At 57.2% G+C, this 17,806-nt stretch carries 17 protein-coding genes; 6 read left to right on the top strand and 11 right to left on the bottom strand.

Features of this window, described 5'->3' with window-relative positions:
- The first annotated feature begins 11 nt into the window (after nt 1-11).
- Entirely contained in the window at nt 12-1,559 is a 1,548-nt protein-coding gene (locus CU103_RS18785; protein ID WP_106665578.1) for a SpoVR family protein, read from the top strand.
- Nucleotides 1,560-1,572: 13 nt separating this feature from the next.
- Here the strand turns inward: CU103_RS18785 and CU103_RS18780 are convergent, their stop codons facing one another.
- From CU103_RS18780 to CU103_RS18755, 6 genes are all read right to left on the bottom strand, one after another.
- A complete protein-coding gene (locus CU103_RS18780) occupies nt 1,573-2,622 on the bottom strand; it encodes a Gfo/Idh/MocA family protein (protein WP_106665577.1) in 1,050 nt (349 codons plus the stop codon).
- Between the two features lie 105 nt (nt 2,623-2,727).
- Complete coding sequence (locus tag CU103_RS18775; protein ID WP_106665576.1) at nt 2,728-3,510, bottom strand: ThuA domain-containing protein; 783 nt, start codon at nt 3,508-3,510, stop codon at nt 2,728-2,730.
- Between the two features lie 81 nt (nt 3,511-3,591).
- A complete protein-coding gene (locus tag CU103_RS18770) occupies nt 3,592-4,602 on the bottom strand; it encodes an ABC transporter ATP-binding protein (protein ID WP_106665575.1) in 1,011 nt (336 codons plus the stop codon).
- An 11-nt stretch (nt 4,603-4,613) separates the two neighbouring features.
- Nucleotides 4,614-5,444 carry a carbohydrate ABC transporter permease gene (locus CU103_RS18765; RefSeq protein ID WP_106665574.1) on the bottom strand — a complete coding sequence of 277 codons (831 nt, stop codon included), beginning with the start codon at nt 5,442-5,444 and terminating at the stop codon, nt 4,614-4,616.
- Nucleotides 5,444-6,391, bottom strand: a complete 948-nt coding sequence (locus CU103_RS18760) for a carbohydrate ABC transporter permease (RefSeq protein WP_106665573.1) — start codon at nt 6,389-6,391, stop codon at nt 5,444-5,446. Before CU103_RS18760 ends, CU103_RS18765 begins: the two co-directional genes overlap by 1 nt.
- Before the next feature lie 120 nt (nt 6,392-6,511).
- The gene (locus CU103_RS18755; protein ID WP_106665713.1) at nt 6,512-7,774 is read right to left on the bottom strand and encodes an ABC transporter substrate-binding protein; all 1,263 of its coding nucleotides are present in this window, start codon (nt 7,772-7,774) and stop codon (nt 6,512-6,514) included.
- A 92-nt stretch (nt 7,775-7,866) separates the two neighbouring features.
- On the opposite strand from CU103_RS18755, the gene CU103_RS31470 reads away from it, so the two are divergent.
- From CU103_RS31470 to CU103_RS18735, 5 genes are all read left to right on the top strand, one after another.
- Nucleotides 7,867-8,013 carry a hypothetical protein gene (locus CU103_RS31470; protein ID WP_170117060.1) on the top strand — a complete coding sequence of 49 codons (147 nt, stop codon included), beginning with the start codon at nt 7,867-7,869 and terminating at the stop codon, nt 8,011-8,013.
- A gap of 221 nt (nt 8,014-8,234) precedes the next feature.
- Nucleotides 8,235-9,260 carry a substrate-binding domain-containing protein gene (locus CU103_RS18750; RefSeq protein WP_106665572.1) on the top strand — a complete coding sequence of 342 codons (1,026 nt, stop codon included), beginning with the start codon at nt 8,235-8,237 and terminating at the stop codon, nt 9,258-9,260.
- A 107-nt stretch (nt 9,261-9,367) separates the two neighbouring features.
- Nucleotides 9,368-10,342, top strand: coding sequence for a GAF domain-containing protein (locus tag CU103_RS18745; protein WP_106665571.1), 975 nt, complete (start codon nt 9,368-9,370; stop codon nt 10,340-10,342).
- A gap of 189 nt (nt 10,343-10,531) precedes the next feature.
- On the top strand, nt 10,532-12,049 hold the full coding sequence (adh, locus tag CU103_RS18740; RefSeq protein WP_106665570.1) for an aldehyde dehydrogenase: 1,518 nt from the start codon (nt 10,532-10,534) through the stop codon (nt 12,047-12,049).
- Nucleotides 12,050-12,118: 69 nt separating this feature from the next.
- The gene (locus CU103_RS18735) at nt 12,119-12,451 is read left to right on the top strand and encodes a DUF779 domain-containing protein (RefSeq protein WP_106665569.1); all 333 of its coding nucleotides are present in this window, start codon (nt 12,119-12,121) and stop codon (nt 12,449-12,451) included.
- A 119-nt stretch (nt 12,452-12,570) separates the two neighbouring features.
- On the opposite strand, the gene CU103_RS18730 is transcribed toward CU103_RS18735, so the two are convergent.
- Genes CU103_RS18730 through bioB form a run of 5 tightly spaced genes read right to left on the bottom strand, consistent with a single transcriptional unit; the run spans nt 12,571 to nt 17,600 of the window.
- The gene (locus CU103_RS18730) at nt 12,571-13,560 is read right to left on the bottom strand and encodes a beta-ketoacyl-ACP synthase III (RefSeq protein WP_106665568.1); all 990 of its coding nucleotides are present in this window, start codon (nt 13,558-13,560) and stop codon (nt 12,571-12,573) included.
- A complete protein-coding gene (locus tag CU103_RS18725; RefSeq protein ID WP_106665567.1) occupies nt 13,557-14,822 on the bottom strand; it encodes an adenosylmethionine--8-amino-7-oxononanoate transaminase in 1,266 nt (421 codons plus the stop codon). The genes CU103_RS18730 and CU103_RS18725 overlap by 4 nt, the downstream gene beginning before the upstream one ends.
- The gene (gene bioD / locus CU103_RS18720) at nt 14,819-15,457 is read right to left on the bottom strand and encodes a dethiobiotin synthase (RefSeq protein ID WP_106665566.1); all 639 of its coding nucleotides are present in this window, start codon (nt 15,455-15,457) and stop codon (nt 14,819-14,821) included. The genes CU103_RS18725 and bioD overlap by 4 nt, the downstream gene beginning before the upstream one ends.
- Complete coding sequence (locus CU103_RS18715; RefSeq protein WP_106665565.1) at nt 15,454-16,599, bottom strand: 8-amino-7-oxononanoate synthase; 1,146 nt, start codon at nt 16,597-16,599, stop codon at nt 15,454-15,456. Before CU103_RS18715 ends, bioD begins: the two co-directional genes overlap by 4 nt.
- Nucleotides 16,596-17,600, bottom strand: coding sequence for a biotin synthase BioB (bioB, locus tag CU103_RS18710; protein WP_106665564.1), 1,005 nt, complete (start codon nt 17,598-17,600; stop codon nt 16,596-16,598). Before bioB ends, CU103_RS18715 begins: the two co-directional genes overlap by 4 nt.
- Between the last annotated feature and the right edge of the window lie 206 nt (nt 17,601-17,806).

The following is a 17,806-nucleotide window of genomic DNA, read 5'->3' as shown; positions in this document are numbered from 1 at the left end:
GGTCACAACCGATGAGCAAGGGTGCGGGTACGTCTGACCTTCTGTTCCATGGCTCCGACTGGAGCTTCGATACACTGTCCCGCACTTATGACGCAATCAAGGAGATAGCTCTCGGAGATCTTGGCCTCGATGTCTATCCAAACCAGCTCGAAATCATTTCATCCGAGCAAATGCTCGACGCCTATTCCTCCAACGGCATGCCGTTGATCTATCAGCACTGGTCCTTCGGCAAGCATTTCGTCTACGAGAATTACCTCTACCGCAAGGGACGGCGTGGACTGGCCTATGAAATCGTCATCAATTCCAATCCTTGTATTACCTATTTGATGGAAGAGAATACGATGGCGCTGCAAGCGCTTGTGACGGCGCACGCTTCCTTCGGACACAACCATTTTTTCAAGAACAATTATCTGTTCAAACAATGGACGGATGCCAGTGCAATCCTGAATTACATGGAGTTTGCCAAGGGTTATGTCGCACGTTGCGAAGAGCGGTACGGGTTTTCCGAGGTTGAATCGATCCTTGATGCAGCTCACACCCTGATGGATCAGGCCGTATTCCGTTACCGACGGCCGCCGCGCATTTCGTCCGCAAAGGAACAGGAACGCGTGCGCGAACGGTTGGAATATGAGGACCGCATTTTCAGTGACTTGTGGCGCACGCTGCCACAGTCCAAGCAAAGCGAAGATTCGACCGAGGCCGAGCTGGATGCGCTGGAGCGCAAGAAGTCTCTCAATCTTCCGGAAGAAAACCTGCTTTATTTCCTCGAGAAGACCAGCCTCATACTCGAACCGTGGCAACGTGAAATTCTTCGTATCGTCCGTATCGTCGCGCAATATTTCTACCCGCAGCGCCAAACCAAAGTGATGAATGAGGGCTGTGCCACGTTCGTCCATTACACGATCATGAACATGCTTTTCGACAAAGGCAGGATCAGCGAAGGCCATTTGCTGGAGATGCTGCACAGCCATTCCAATGTCGTCTTTCAACCGGGGTTCGACGATCCGCGCTATTCCGGCCTCAATCCCTACGCGCTGGGTTTTGCCATGATGCAGGATATTGAACGCATCTGTACGCAGCCTACGTCCGAGGATCGCGACTGGTTTCCCGAATTTGCCGGCAATGGCGATTGGCGCGGGACCTTGCTCGATGCATGGGCCAATCATCGTGATGAGTCATTCCTGCTGCAGTATTTAAGCCCGGCCCTGATACGCAAAATGCGCTTGTTCGCACTGGTCGACGATGCCAAGGAAAACCACTACCGCGTTGCCTCGATTCACAATGAGCGCGGCTATGAAAAAGTCCGCGGCACCCTTGCCCGGAGCTACGATCTCGGGATGAACCAGCCAAACATCCAGGTGGTTGACGTGGATCTTTTGGGTAATCGTCAATTGCGCCTGCAACACACGGTCCGAGACGGCATTATTCTCGGCGAGAACACACGCGATGCCACTCTGCGGCATGTCCGCCGCCTTTGGGGCTATGATGTGAGCCTTGTCGGCGTCGAGGCAAGTACGGGCAATGTCCTCTACGAAACCTCGACTGACAAGGTTGGATAGGCATTCGTTCTGCTCAAGCTTCGAGCGGGTATTCTTTGCGATCGTTTTCCGTGACATTGGCAAGATCAATCGCCTTTTGCAGCTTTGCTGCGTGACGGAACGAAGGTTCCAGTGTGCTGCCCTGCCCTACAGCCTCGGCAAATCGCTGGTAGTTGGTGGCAACCGGCTCCACCTCGATTTCTCTCCACGTCGCCGTTTCAATGTCATCCCCGAGGCACGCCAGCAATTTTGAGCCGTCATGGCGATGAACCACCTCGAACGATCCCTTATCACCGTAGACGCGCAGACGCAGTTCGTTGACATGGCCGGTGGCCCACCGGCTTGAATGGACAACGCCAAGCGCGCCATTGGTGAAGCTTACGGTCATGGTGAAACTGTCATTGGCGTCGAGTTCATAGTCACCGATGCGATTGCCTTCCGCTTTGTCGAAGGCCTTGAGACGGCAAAAGACCTCGTCAATTTCGGTGTCCGTGCCGTAGACCACGAAATCAAGAATGTGCACACCGACGTCGCCGAGCGTGCCGTTGGACCCATGTTTCTTAGACAGGCGCCATAACCACTGGCTTTCAGTGCGCCAGTCACCCCACTGCTTCGAGACAAGCCAGCTCTGCAGATAAGAAGCTTCAACATGCCTGATTTTGCCGACCTGACCACTCGTCACCAGTTTACGGGCAGCCTGCAATTGCGCGACATTGCGATAGGTGAGGTTCACCATACCGACCAGATTGGCGGCTTCCGCCCTATCTGCCATTTCGACGGCATCGTGGTAGTTTGTTGCCAGCGGTTTTTCGCAAAAGACATGCTTGCCGGCGATCAGACATTTCAACGTTGTCGCATGATGTGCGCTATCTGGCGTCACGTTGGCGACCGCATCGAAATCACCCCAGGTCAAGGCGTCCTCTAGAGAGGTGAATGCGCGCTCGATGCTGTACTTCTCTCGAAATGCTTCCGCCCGGCCGGGATCGACATCGACTGCCCCTGCAAGGGTCACACCCTCGACTTCGATGAAATTCCTCGCGTGCGAGTTGGCCATATGGCCGGTGCCCAAGATCAAAAGACGCATTGGTCCAGTCCTCGATTAATAGAGCCGCGCAACTCCCGAAGCGTGGCATTGATCTTTCAGGTTTTGATGGGCGGGGATCAAGCGCCAGCCGCATCAAAAGGCCGCCTAACGAAAGCCTTCCTCGCCCGCTTCGTGCAGGCTGCCGCCCCGTGCGGTGATTGGCTCAATTGCCTTCTCGACCGGCACGTTGGGCGCTGTGTTCAGCTCAGGATAGCGGTTGGCATTGTATGCCCAGTTCACGGCATTGCGCAGCACGAGCCCGACCGTCTGGTCATGGTAGGTCGGGTAGGTTTCATGGCCGGGACGGAAATAGAATACGTTGCCCGCGCCCTTGCGGTAAGTGAGGCCCGATCGAAACACCTCGCCGCCCTGAAACCACGATACGAAGATGGTCTCGAGCGGCTCCGGAACCGAGAACGGTTCGCCATACATTTCCTCGTTTTCGAGCTCGAAATATGCAGGCAAGTCCTTGGCAATGGGATGACCGGGATTGACCACCCACAGTCGTTCGCGTTCGCCCGCTTCACGCCAGTGCAGCGCACAGGGCGACCCCATCAGACGCTTGAAGATTTTTGAGAAGTGGCCAGAATGCAGGACGATCAGACCCATGCCTTCCCAAACGCGCTTTGCGACACGCTCGACGATTTCATCAGCGACATCGCCATGGGCGCGGTGACCCCACCAGATCAGGACATCCGTCTCTTCGAGTACCTTGTCGGTCAGGCCGTGCTCAGGTTCCTGCAGGGTCGTGGTCTTGACGGAAAGATTGCTGTCGGCCGCCAGAAGCTTGGCAATCTGATTGTGCATGCCTTCGGGATAGATTTCGGCGACGGTCTTGTTCATCTGCTCATGAACATTTTCGCCCCAGACGAGGGTTCGGATAGTCATTTTTTGTTCCTGTTCATTCCATGTGCCGTTGGGAGGATTTCAAGGGCAACGAATTACCGGCTCATTCGTTGCCTAATTCTTCTAATGTGCCGCCGCCGGCCTGCCGGATTGGTCGAAGCGATGGACATTGTCGTTGATTGGCGAAATGTAGAGCCGTTCGCCAGGCTGTTGACGTGCCGTGCCGTCCTGCCTGACGACAAGCGGGTCTTTCGCGCCGATATCGATGTAGAGATATGTCTCGGAACCCAGGTTTTCAGACAGGATCAGCTTGCCGTCCCAAGCGCCATCCTTTTCCTTGATTTGAAGATGTTCCGGCCGCACGCCCAGGGTATGCGCTTTGTAGGTGTGGGCATGCTTTTCAGTCAGAAAGTTCATTTTTGGCGAGCCGATGAAACCTGCAACAAAGATCGATTGCGGCTTTTCGTAAAGCTCCAGCGGAGTCCCGACCTGCTCCACAATACCATCGCGCAACACACAGATGCGGTCCGCCAGCGTCATGGCTTCCACCTGATCGTGTGTCACATAAATCATTGTCGTTTCGTGCATTTTCGCGTGCAGTTTAGCTATCTCGAGGCGAGTCTGTACGCGTAGTGCGGCATCAAGGTTGGACAGAGGTTCATCGAAAAGAAACACTTTCGGATCGCGAACGATAGCCCGGCCAATGGCAACACGCTGGCGCTGACCACCGGAAAGCTGTTTCGGCAGACGATCGAGATAGGTTGTGATCTGCAGCATTTCCGCAGCTTCATGCACGCGCCGCTTGATCTCGCCGGCTTCGCCTTTGGCGAGTTTCAGACCGAAAGCCATGTTGTCGAAAACAGTCATGTGCGGATAGAGCGCATAGGACTGGAACACCATGGCGATACCACGCTGAGAGGGCGTCAGGCTATTGACCACCTTGTCGTCGAAGGCGAGCGTGCCGGAGGTAATGTCCTCAAGCCCGGCGATCAGGCGCAGCAGCGTGGATTTTCCGCAGCCGGAAGGGCCAACGAAAACCATGAACTCGCTTGGACTGATTTCAAGGTCGACACCCTTGATTACATCGAAGGTGCCAAAGGATTTGTGGACATTGTTGAGATGAATTGCCGTCATTTGTAAGCTCCTTAGCCTTTGACACCGCCAGCGGTGAGGCCAGAGATGATCTTGCGTTGGAAAATCAGGACGAGAACAACGAGCGGTACCGTGACAATGACGGACGCAGCCATGATGGTGCCCCATGGAATTTCATGCGAGCTTGCCCCCGACAGCAGCGCGATGGTGACGGGCACGGTCCGCGTTTCGGTCGAGGAGGTAAAGGTAAGTGCGAAGAGGAACTCGTTCCACGCTGCGATAAACGCAAGCAGCCCGGTCGTCACCATGGCCGGCCACATCAACGGCAAGAAGACCTTGGTGATTATGACCCAGGGCGTTGCCCCGTCCACGATCGCCGCCTCTTCAATTTCGACGGGCAAATCCCGCATGAAGGTTGTCAGCACCCACACGGTAAAGGGAAGCGTAAATATCGTATAGGAGAAGACGAGGCTCCAGAGTGTATTGTAGAGGCCGAGAAAGCGGACCACCTCAAACAATCCTGCCAGCACCGCAATCTGCGGAAACATCGAAACGGACAGGATTGTCAGCAGCAGCATGGAACGGCCACGAAACCGCACACGTGCGAGCGCGAAGGATGCTGTCACTGCTATCAGCAATGCCAGCAAGACGACCAGGGTCGACACAATAACCGAATTGAGCAGATTGCGTGTAAAGCTGCCAGCATTGATAACCGAAACGTAGTTATCCAGCGAGAACGAGGTTGGCCAATATTCAACGGTAAACAGCGCGCTGCCGGATTTGAAGCTGGTGATGATCGCGTAGTAGAACGGAAACACCGCCAGAATGACAATCAGAACAACCAATGCATAAAAGGCAGTATTTTTGGTGAGGTTCCAGATCATCAGCGGTCTCCTCCATCCATCCGCACGCGCCCAAGCCAGATCGCGGCAACAGTCATCATCGCAATGACAAGGAACAGCAGCGTCGATTGCGCCGACCCGTAGGCGAATTTGTCGAATTCGATCAGATTCTCCCGCGCCAGTACCGACATGGTCTTTGTCTGGGAGCTGTTCGGCGTCAGGACGTAGATCAGATCGAAAATGCGCATTGCATCAAGCAGGCGGAAGATGATTGCAACCATTAGAGCTGGCTTGATCAGCGGCAGTGTGATGCGGAAGAATTGCCGGATCGGATGAACGCCATCAATGTGCGCTGCCTCATAGATGTCTTTCGGAACCATCTGCAGACCAGCAAGGATCAGAAGCGCCATGAAGGGCGTGGTTTTCCAGACGTCGACGATCAACACGGCTGTCATCGCCGTATCGGCGCTGGCTGTCCATGCGATGGGTTGACTGATAAGGCCCAAACGCATGAAAAGATCATTGAGGATGCCGAACTGATCATTGAGCATCCACCCCCACAGCCGGGCAGAAACGATCGTCGGTATCGCCCAAGGAATCAGGATTGCCGCACGGACGATGCCCCTGCCCTTGAACTCTGCATTCAGGACGAGGGCTACGATCATGCCGAAGAAGGCTTCAAGTGCCACGGAGATAATGCTGAAACGGACGGTATTCCAGACGGCATTCCACCAGGTCGGATCGACCAGCAGACCCGAATAGATCGTACGGCCGCTTTTCAGCTGGATCCAGGACAGGTAATTCTTGAATCCCACCCATTTCGCGGCGCCCATATTGGTCAGCGAAGCATCGGTGAAGGAAAAATAGATGGTCCGGAGCAAGGGCCAGCCAGCAACAATGGCCAGGGCAAGGATCATCGGAAAGAGAAATAGCCGCGCTGAACGGGCGCGCTGGCGCAAAAGCTCTGAACGTGCGCTGGAAGGCGTCATGGTCGTTTCCTGCCCGTAATCATGTTTCCGGATTGGTCGAGATGCGGTCAGGCAGGCGGTGCGAATGGTGTCCGGGAGGTTCTGAACACCATCCGCACCGTGCCCTTCGCTGGCAGGGGCCTACCAGCTACCTCCCTGAAGTTCCGTCAGCTTGGCTTCCAGAAGTTCAAGATTGTCGGCAGCGGTGCCATTGCCCGATAATGTATCGTGGACCGCACTCCAGAACATGTTGGACACTTCATTGTATTTTACCTTGGTCGGCGCGGACGGGCGGGGAACAGAACTCTCAAACACCGGCTTCCAGTTAGGAATCAGGGGTTGTGCCGCGGCAATATCCTTGTCGTCGTATAGCGCCTTGATCGTCGGCATGCTCGCCAGGGCGATCGCCCTCTCCTTCTGCTGTTCGGGTGAACCAAGAAACAGGGCCAGCTTTATAGCTTCTTCCGGAGCTTTCGAATATTTGGAAACGGCCAGATTCCAGCCGCCAAGCGTTGCGGCAGAGCTTTGGCCCTCTTTTCCGCTTGGCAAGGGAGCGACGTCAAACTTGCCCTTGATCGTGCTGTCATTGCTCCCGCCAAGCGCATATGCATAGGGCCAGTTGCGCATGAACACTGAGTTGCCGGTCTGCCAGATGCCGCGGGCTTCCTCTTCCGTGTAGGCAAGCACGCCCTTTGGCGAGATCGTATCGACCCAACCCTTGGCCCGGTCGATAGCAGTGGCTGCGTCGGGATTGTTGATCGAGATCGTGCCATCGGGCTCGACGATCTGACCGCCACCGGAAGATTTGACCCACTCCAGCGCATTGCATGTCAGGCCTTCATAGGCGTTGGCCTGAAACACATAGCCGTACATGCTCTTGTTGCCGGCCGTGCGTTCTGCATCCTGGATTTCCTTGGCGGTTGCCGCCATTTCATCCCAGGTTTTCGGTACGGGCTTCTTGTATTTCTCCAGCAGATCCTTGCGGTAATACAGCGCCGGCGCATCCGTAAACATTGGGAGCGCCACAAGCTTGCCACCCACCGTCTGGCTTTCAATGATCGACGGAATATGTTGGCCTATGACGTCCTTGGCGGCTTCTTTCAAATCAAGAAACTGGTCCGCCAATTGCGGTGCCCAGATCACATCCGTGCGGTAAACGTCGATATCGGTATTGCCCGCAGCGAGCCATAACCGGTACTGGCCGAAATTATCCGAGCTGTTCGCAGGCATGGCAACGATGGACACCTTGTTGCCCGTTTCCTTTTCAAAGCGATCAAGCTGCTTGCGCAGGAATTCCCGCCCATTGCCAGTATCGCCGGAGACGATAGAAAGGTTGGCTGCAAATGCCCCGGAAGCCAGCAAAGTGGTGGTCAAAAGGGTTACAACAAATGATTTTGCCTTCACGATTTCCTCCCAAAAATCCGACGGAATCAGACCCACCGCTGACGTAGTAAACGGCAATCCCCGCCCTCAAAACTCCTCCTCAAGCGCTTTGAATGCAGGCTCTGAATGTGAAATTCAAAGCGCTTTGGATGGAAAATGGCAAAGCGATTTTCAACTGTCAAGCCGCAAAATTATTTGCCTATAAAGAGCTGGCAGCTGACCAGCACGCAGCAGGTGATAATATTGTTTTGTTTCAATAGATTAGAAGGGTGCATCCGCAAGCGAGAATCTGCTCTGGGCCATTGTGGAAACGCAGCAGCCGACCCGCGCCATCACCTTGTTTCCGCAAATATTCCAAAGCGCTTTGAAATTATGCTATAGTTATGTTCAGCATTTGCAGTCATATGTCCTTGCTGGCCCCGTGGGGGTCGCTGAAACATGGGCCTCACATTCTAAAGTATCGGATATTGGATCGCTGGTTATGAAACTCAAGGAATTGGCTGAACAATTGGGCCTGTCGCAGACAACCGTCAGTCGCGCCCTGAATGGCTATCCTGAGGTCAACAGCGCGACACGGGAGCGTGTAAGCCAAGCCGCGCTCAAATTCGGTTACAGTGCCAACGCCAACGCCCGCCGCCTTGCCATCGGGCGGATTGGTGCGATCGGCATTCTCATGCCGAACGACCGGAGTGAACGCTTTGGTCCGCACACGAGCGAGTTCTTTTCCGGGTTGGCTGAACGGCTTTCGCAGGATGAAATGGACCTGCTGATGAGTCCCGTCATCAACAATGATGAAATTTCGGCATATAGGCGGCTCATTTCCAGCAAACGTGTGGATGCCATCATCGTCACAGGCCCCACGCTGATGGACGAGCGGGTTGCCATGCTGACCGAAGCCAAATTTCCTTTCGTCTTGCACGGGCGAACAAATATCGAGGCACCGCATGCATGGCTCGACATCGACAATGCCGGTGCCTTCCGTCAAGCTGCGTCCCACCTCCTTGATCTTGGTCACAGGCATATCGCCATGATCGATGGTCTGAAAGGACATACATTTTCTGAACATCGCGAGCTTGGCTATCGCGAGGCGCTTCTCGAGCGGGGCGTTCCAATTGACCCTCGTTTCATCGTGCATGAACGATTTTCTGACGAGACCGGGTTTCGTGAAGCGCAAAGGCTTTTGTCCTATGCACCGCATCCGACGGCCATCCTTGCCGGATCCATGATGACAGCGCTTGGTGTCTTCCGCGCCATCCGTTCAAAAGGCTATCAGCTTGGCAAGGAAGTCTCGATCATCGCCCATGACGACGTATTTCCTTATCTCAACGCCAGCAATATGGTGCCGTCCATGACGACAACACGCTCGTCGATACGTTCTGCGGGCACGCGCATTGCCGAGATGCTGGTCCGGATACTTGACGGTGAACCCGTCGAAAACCTTCATGAGGTCTGGCCGGTCGAATTGATCCTGCGGCAGTCGAGCGGACCACCCGTCATACCTGGCTGACCGTTCAGGCGATGCAAGGTGGAGGGTCAACACGAGCTTGACGGCGGTCATAACCGACTTATGGTGGCTCATTGATCGGCTGATCGCCCGGCCTCTGGGAGGAGTACGTGGGAACACTGCATAACGGCTTGCATGCCGACCATATCCAATCGGCGCTGACAGGGAGTGCTGCAGCGCAGTCTGCGCTCGTCGCCTCATGGCGGCGATCCATGCGGCTCTACGGTTTGAATCCCGGGGAGGGCACGCCGCCAAACGTCCTGACCGAACGCGAGTTGAATGAGGCGCGGGAGCGCCTCGGGTCCCTGATCCACACCGCACAGGCCAGTCTTGACCGGCTTTATTCAGCCGTTGGCGGAGCGGGTTGCTGTGTACTCCTGGCAGACAAGGATGGCGTTCCGGTGGACCGTCGCGGTTCCGCTTCTGACGATGAAACTTTCTACCGGATGGGGCTCTGGACCGGCGCCGTATGGAGTGAGGAAAGCGAAGGGACCAATGGGATCGGTACCGCACTTGCTGAACAGAGGGCGCTTACCATCCACCGCGAGCAGCATTTCCGCAGCAAGAATACCGCGCTGTCCTGTACGGTTGCGCCGATTTTCGATCATCGGGGCCGTCTGATGGCCGCAATTGACGTTTCCTCAGCCCGCCGCGACTTGACCGAGGATTTCGTCAAACTTATTGCCGTTGCCGTGGTTGATGCCGCGCGGCGGGTCGAGGCCGAGAACTTCCGGTTGGCATTTCCCAAGGCGCGAATTGTTTTGGCGCAAGACGCGCAAAACGCCCTAAGCGAACGTGCCATGCACGCACTGATTGCTGTGGATGAGGATGACCTTGTGATCGGCGCCTCGCGCTCGGCACGCCATATGCTTGGATTGACCGATGAATCGCTCAGCAAACCCGTGCCGGCTTCTGATGTTCTTGGTCAGCACGCCAATGCCGAGCGCGATTATGCCATCGCCGAGCGAGGCGCCATACAGCGCGCTTTAGCGCGCACTGGCGGAAACGTATCGGCTGCCGCGACCAATCTGGGGATCAGCCGCGCCACCCTGCATCGCAAACTGAAACGGCTTGGCCTCTCCTGATCAGGCATCTCGTCCAGCGATTGCTACTTCCAACTGTCGCAGAACTGCGACAGTTCACCGGCGATGTTGTCCTGGCTGGGCTGACACATGAGCCATAGAGCGCAATCCTTACCTTCGACACCGCAGGAGGTGGTGTTTTCAGCGCAGCCGGCTTGCAGGAGCAAGTTGCAATGCAAGGGAGGAAAATCCGTGAACAAGGTGGAATTCAACCGAACAATCAAGCCCAACTTCAAGAAGCGTTATGGCAATTTCATCGGCGGCGAATTCGTCGAGCCGAAAGCTGGGCGCTATTTCGAGAACACGTCGCCGGTAAATGGGCAGGTCCTTTGTGAAATCGCCAGGTCCGACGCTAGCGATGTCGAGGCGGCGCTGGATGCGGCGCATGCTGCGAAAGACGCTTGGGGCCGCACAAGCCCTGCCGGGCGCAGCGTCATTCTCAACAGGATCGCGCAAGTGATGGAAGACAATCTCGACGTGCTTGCCCAGGCCGAAACCTGGGACAATGGCAAACCGATACGCGAGACAACTGCCGCAGATCTGCCGCTGGCCATCGATCATTTTCGCTATTTCGCTGGCGTGATCCGCGCCCAGGAAGGTGGAATCTCCGAGATCGACCATGACACGGTCGCTTATCATTTTCACGAGCCGCTTGGCGTTGTCGGCCAGATCATTCCGTGGAATTTCCCGATCCTGATGGCCGTTTGGAAACTGGCGCCGGCGCTGGCTGCCGGCAACTGCGTCGTCTTGAAACCAGCGGAACAGACACCTGCATCGATTCTGGTACTGGCCGAACTGATCGCAGATATCCTGCCGCCGGGTGTGCTCAACATTGTCAACGGTTTCGGGCTGGAGGCAGGCAAGCCACTGGCATCGAGCCCGCGCATTGCCAAGATTGCCTTCACAGGCGAGACGACGACCGGCCGCCTCATCATGCAATATGCCAGCCAAAACCTCATACCGGTAACGCTCGAACTCGGTGGCAAATCGCCCAATATCTTCTTCAAGGACGTGACCGCCGAAGATGACGACTTTTTCGACAAGGCGATCGAAGGCTTTGTTATGTTTGCGTTAAATCAGGGCGAGGTATGTACGTGCCCAAGCCGCGCCCTCATCCATGAAGCCATTTACGACAGGTTCATGGAGCGTGCACTGAAACGGGTTGAGGCGATCGTGCAAGGCGATCCGCTGGATCCGGCAACGATGATCGGTGCGCAGGCATCAAGCGAGCAGCTGGAGAAGATCCTCTCCTATATCGACATTGGCAAACAGGAGGGTGCCGAGGTGCTGACCGGCGGTGTGCGCAATGTTCTTGCCGGCGATCTGGCGGGCGGCTTCTATGTCCAGCCGACAGTATTCAAGGGCCACAATCGCATGCGGATTTTCCAGGAGGAGATTTTCGGACCAGTCGTTTCGGTGACGACCTTCAAGGATAATGACGAGGCGCTATCGATAGCCAACGACACGCTATATGGCTTGGGCGCTGGGATCTGGAGCCGTGACGCCAATACCTGCTACCGCTTCGGCCGCGCAATTCAGGCCGGGCGCGTCTGGACCAATTGCTATCATGCCTACCCGGCGCATGCTGCGTTCGGCGGCTACAAGCAATCCGGTATCGGCCGGGAGAACCATTTGAAAATGCTGGATCATTACCAGCAGACCAAGAATATGCTCGTCAGCTACAGCCCCAGGAAACTCGGCTTCTTCTAAGACGTCTTGATCGTAGCGAACCATCGATAGCGGCACAGCGCTATCGATGGATTCTCCAGGGAGAGCATCATGGAAGACAAAGTCAGTGCCACACCGGCAGCCCTTGAGCTGATCGCAACCTTGCAGTCGGAATATGGTCCCATCCTGTTCCACCAATCCGGGGGCTGCTGCGATGGGTCTTCCCCGATGTGTTACGCCCAAGGGGATTTCATCATTGGAGATCAGGATGTTTGCCTGGGTGAAATCGGCGGCGCACCAGTATATATGAGCGCATCCCAACATGAGGTCTGGAAGCACACCGATCTCATCATCGATGTCGTCCCGGGACGAGGCGGCATGTTCTCGCTCGATAACGGAAGGGAAGTGAGGTTTTTGACGCGATCCACAATCTGCGTGCGATAGGCCCTGGATACTACCGCCCACATCTGAAATGCGTGCGTAGGTTGAAAAACTCTGGTCAAATTCGCTCGGTTTTGGGCCAAATCCCCCGATATTCGAGCCAAAAATCGCGCCAGTTCTGATTAAATGCCCCAGACCACGGCACCGCCGGTCAACCCGGCACCGGCTGCGGTCAGCAGCAATTTTTCCCCCGCAACAAACGGTCGTGCATCATGGGCCAGCGACAGTGAGAGCGGAATGGTTGCAGCCGAGGAGTTGCCGTATTCAGCGATGGTGCGAATGATCCTTCCGGGCTCAATCCCCACGTGCTCGCCAACAACGTCGAAGATGCGGGCATTGGCCTGATGCGGCACAAACCTCGACACGTCTGCCGGCTGAAGCTCCGCGCTTGCCAGCGCCCGTCTGGCGCAAAGGGTCATCATGTGCACGGCCTGGGCAAACATCTCCCGGCCATCACGCATGGTCATCAGGCATTCCTCCGCCGCCATGCCCGCAGCAAATGGTTGTTTGGAACCTCCTGCCGGAATCGAAATCAGGTCGTAGCGGCTTCCATCGGCCGCGAGATCCACGCCGAGGAGTCCCTGTTCCGTATTGTCTGCCGGGACCAGAACGACGGCGCCCGCCGCATCGGCAAAAAGCACGGCGCTGGCACGTTCTGCGGGATTGATGCGCCGGCTCAGAATATTGGCAGCCACCACGAGAACAGGCCGTCCCTGACTGCGGACGAAACCGTCGGCAAGCGTCAGGGCATAGATAAATCCTGAACAGGCACCGGCGAGATCAATGGCGCCAGAATTTGCCAGGCCAAGACGATGGGCGAGCAACGGAGCCGAGGGCGGCAGCAGATGATCCGGCGTCGACGTGGCGAGGATAGTCAAGGCGATTTCGCCGTGGTCGATATCGCCATCCTCAAGCGCCGCAGCACCGGCCTTGGCTGCAAGGTCGGTAAGCAGTTCTCCGTCCAGGGCCCAACGCCGCGATCGGATGCCTGTCCGGCGCTCGATCCAGCCCGGTTCGAGACCGAGCTCGCCCTCGATCTGCGCATTGCCGATACGGCGCTGCGGCGCATAATGGCCGAACCCGGCGATACGGCTTGCCGCCACCCGGCTCATTGATCGCCTGCAAACAAATTCGCTGCCTCGTCGATCGCGTCATAGGCCCGGTCGAGATCTTCCGCCGTCACGCAATAGGGCGTCATCAGATAGATCACATTGCCAAGTGGCCGGATCAGCAGATTCCTTGCGCGAAAGAACGATCGGAGCTTCGGCCCCGCTTCGGAAAGATAACCGGCAGCCGGAACATTCACGTCAAGCGCGACGATCGTTCCTGTTTGACGCACATTGGCAAAGCGGCGATCCGTCCTGAAGCGTTCCAGCCGTGTCCGGTGCATGGCTTCAAGCGAATGGATGCGGGTCCCCACCGGCTCCGTCTTCCACACGGCAAGATTGGCCAGCCCTGCGGCGCAGGCGATCGGATTGGCGGTATAGGAGCTTGAATGAAAGAACGTGCGGCTCCGATCGCTAGACAGATGCGCATCAAAAATCCCGGCCGAACACAAAGTCGCCGCCAGCGGCAGCGATCCGCCGGTCAGCCCCTTGGAAGTGCACAGGATATCCGGAGCGAGGTTCGCCTGCTCGCAGGCGAACAGAGTGCCGGTGCGGCCCCAGCCGGTCATCACCTCGTCGGCGATCATCAGGCTGCCGTGCCTTGTTGCGATCGCCTTGAGCTCGGTCAGAAGCCACGCGGGATACATCCGCATACCTCCCGCCCCAAGGATCAATGGTTCAATCAGCAGGGCCGCAACCTGCCCGCTCCGGCAGAACCTTTCGAACGCATCGAGCGTGTCCTGCTCATGTCCCGGTACGGGAAAAGGCAGACGATCGACACCATAAAGCATCGGCTCATAGGCGGCGTTGAAGACCCCCCGTTCGCCAGCCGACATCGTACCGATCGTGTCGCCGTGGTAGCCATGCTCCATGACGACGATGCGGGAACGCGGCGCACCGGAATTGTGGAAGAAACCGAGGGCCATCTTCAGCGCTACCTCGACACAGGTCGACCCGCTGTCGGAGTAGAATACATGGTCCAGACCGGCCGGAGCGATGGCGACCAGCCCTCTCGCCAGTTCCTCGGCCGGTTCGTGGGTATATTCGGCAAAGATGATCTGGTCATAGAGCCCGGACGCACGGCGGATCGCATCCATGATCAAGGGATGCCGATGGCCATGCGTGATCACCCACCAGGAGGAAATCGCGTCGAGGATTGCGTGCCCTTGTTCATCGAGGAGATAGGCGCCTTCCGTCCTTACAATGCGCCTCATGGCCGGTTCCAGCGCATGCTGGGTAAAGGGGTGCCAGACGGGCGATCGGGTCATTGCGACGCTTTCTGAAAACAGGAGATATCGAAATGGTCGTGGAAGGCCCGGGCGAGGGTGCCGGGCGTCAGCGGGTCAAGCAACGGCAGACGGCCGAGACAATTCACCTGCCCCAGTTCCGCGATGATGCCTTGCGTGTCCGCTTGTTCATCCCCGATGAAAACGACACCGAAAACCGGAATGGAACGGCAGCGCAAGGCCTCGAGTGACAGCAGCGTATGATTGATGGTTCCAAGTCCGGTACGGGCGCAGAGGATGACCGGTATCTGCCAGCGGGCAAAGACATCGGCAAACACCTGACGTTCGGTCAAGGGGACCAGCACACCGCCCGCCCCCTCGATAATGAGCGGAGACTGCGTCGGCGGCGGAGACAGCGCTTCCGGAACGATGCGGACATCGTCGATTCTGGCAGCAAGATGCGGCGAAGCCGGCGTATGGAGCCGCCACGCCTCGCGGAATACGCGCGAGGATGGTATCCGGCCGAGACGCAACACCGTCTCACTGTCCGTTTCGCCTTCAAGCCCTGATTGGACGGGCTTCCAGTAGCATGCACCCAGCGCATCGGCCAATGCCGCCGAGAACACTGTCTTGCCGATATTGGTGTCTGTGCCCGTAATGACAAAACGGCGCGTCATGCTGCCGCCTCGACGGATATGGATGCGAGCGTATCGAACATGCGGATGATGGCGGGCCTGTCGACATTGAGGGTTATGGCAATTCTCAAGCGCGCCGTCCCTTCGGGAACCGTGGGAGGGCGAATCGCGCGGATATCGAAACCTTCCGCACGCATGCGTTCCGCAATGCGTATCGCGCGACCATTGTCGCCGATGATCACCGGCAGTATTTGCGATCCGCTGCCTTCGACACCAAGCACGGCAGTCAGTTGGGTATTGGCAAAGGTCCAGAGTTCCTCGAAATCCGCGCGGCGGCGCGGTTCGTCGACCAGGATCTTCAGGGCTTCGCGAACGCCTGCGGCCATCAGCGGCGAAGGAGCCGTGGAGTAGATGAAAGAGCGCGCGCGGTTTACGAGGTAATCGCAAATCAGGCTGCTGGCGCCAACAAGCGCACCGGAAACGCCAAGTGCTTTCCCGCACGTGTGGAGCAGGATGACATTGTCCCGGCTCTCGATGCCTGCAGCAAAGCCCCGGCCGCCGGAGCCGAAGACGCCGGTCGCATGCGCCTCGTCGATTACAAGGAAGCCGTCATGCCTTTGTGCCAGGCCAAGGAGCTCCGCCAGCGGCGCGCGGTCACCATCCATCGAATAGAGGCTCTCGACGGCGATCCAGGGGTGCCCCCTCCCCCCGTCTTTGCGCCACCTTGCGATCGCGTCCTCGAAATCAGCAACATCATTGTGCCGTGCGGCGACTGCCCCTGCCCGGCTGGCCGCGATGCCCTCATGCGCACTGGCGTGGATCAGAGCATCGTGTACGATGAGATCATCCCGCTGCGGCAGCGTTGAAAAAAGTGCGGCATTGGCGGTATAGCCACTGCCAAAATAGAGCGCCCGGCCGGTTCCGAAAAAAGCGGCTGCATCTGCCTCCAGGGCCTCATGTTCCGGGTGATTGCCCCGCAACAGACGCGACCCGCCCGAGCCAACGGCAACCCCGCGCTCCAAGGCCCCGGCAATTGCCGAATTGATACGCGGTGAGTTGGCAAGACCAAGATAGTCGTTCGATGTGAAATCGATACCACCCTGTGGTGCGAGCGCCCGCCGCCGCCCCTTCCGCTCCAGCCCGCTCAGCGTCTTTGCGTAGCGGGCAAGACGTTCGGTCGTCATTCAGCAGCACCCAGCGCCATCGGCTTCAGACCGAGACGGCGAAACAGCCCGGCGTCATGATCTTCGCCGGGGTTATCCGCGGTCAGCAGCGTGTCGCCGACAAAGATTGAATTTGCGCCAGCAAAGAAACACAGCGCCTGCATCTCGTCGCTCATCTCCGTGCGCCCCGCCGAGAGACGGACATGGGTTCTTGGCATGAGAATGCGAGCGAGCGCTATCGCACGGACAAACTCAAGTGGATCAACCGGCGTTGCATTCCCAAGCTTCGATCCGGGGATGGGTATCAGCATGTTGATCGGCACGCTTTCAGGAGGAACCGGCAGATTGGCGAGCGTCACCAGCATGGCGATATGATCATCGGTGGTTTCGCCCATGCCGAGGATGCCGCCCGCGCAAACCTTGATTCCCGCCTCCCGCACATTCGCGAGCGTCTCCAGGCGGTCCGCGAATGTACGTGTGCTGATAATTTCGCTGTAGAAGCGTTCCGACGTGTCGATGTTGTGATTGTAGTAATCAAGGCCGGCATTGCCGAGCCTTGCCGCCTGCGCCGGCGATAGCATGCCGAGCGTCATGCAGGTTTCCATTCCAAGCTCCCGGACGCCCTCGACCATGGCGACGATCGTCTCCATGTCGCGGTCTTTCGGGCTGCGCCAGGCGGCACCCATACAATAGCGTGTCGCACCGCCCTCCTTGGCCTTGCGGGCCTCGGCAAGGACGCACTCGACCTCCATCAATTTGGAAGCTTTAAGGCCGGTGGGATTGTGCGCGGATTGGCTGCAATACCCACAATCCTCCGGGCACCCCCCTGTCTTGATCGACAAAAGCCGGCTCAATTGCACGGCGTTGGGGTCAAAGCCTTCGCGGTGGACGCTGTGCGCCTGAAACAGCAGATCGTTGAAAGGCAAATTATAGATTTTTCTCGCATCCGACAAATTCCAACGCTCTTCTGCGCAAACGGACAGAGTTGAACCATCGTATTTCAACGTTGAAGCTTCTGGCATACGGGGATTTCCTCGGCTCTTCAGGGGGAATGCGACCAATTATAGATAGAATCCATAATTATCTATAACTTTACCTGCCGCGTTCGAAAACGCAACCGTGTTACCAACGGCTTTCCGAAACCAGCACAAGTTCTTTGGAAAACGGGCTGACGCCGACAGCGCCGGCCCTTACTTTCACCCGTGGGAAGAAAACGATTTCAGCATCC

The organism is Phyllobacterium sophorae, from assembly GCF_003010965.1.
Taxonomy (GTDB): Bacteria; Pseudomonadota; Alphaproteobacteria; order Rhizobiales; family Rhizobiaceae; genus Phyllobacterium; species Phyllobacterium sophorae.
Note: the sequence above shows the minus strand (reverse complement) of the source record. Positions and strands in the feature narration are given on the sequence as shown.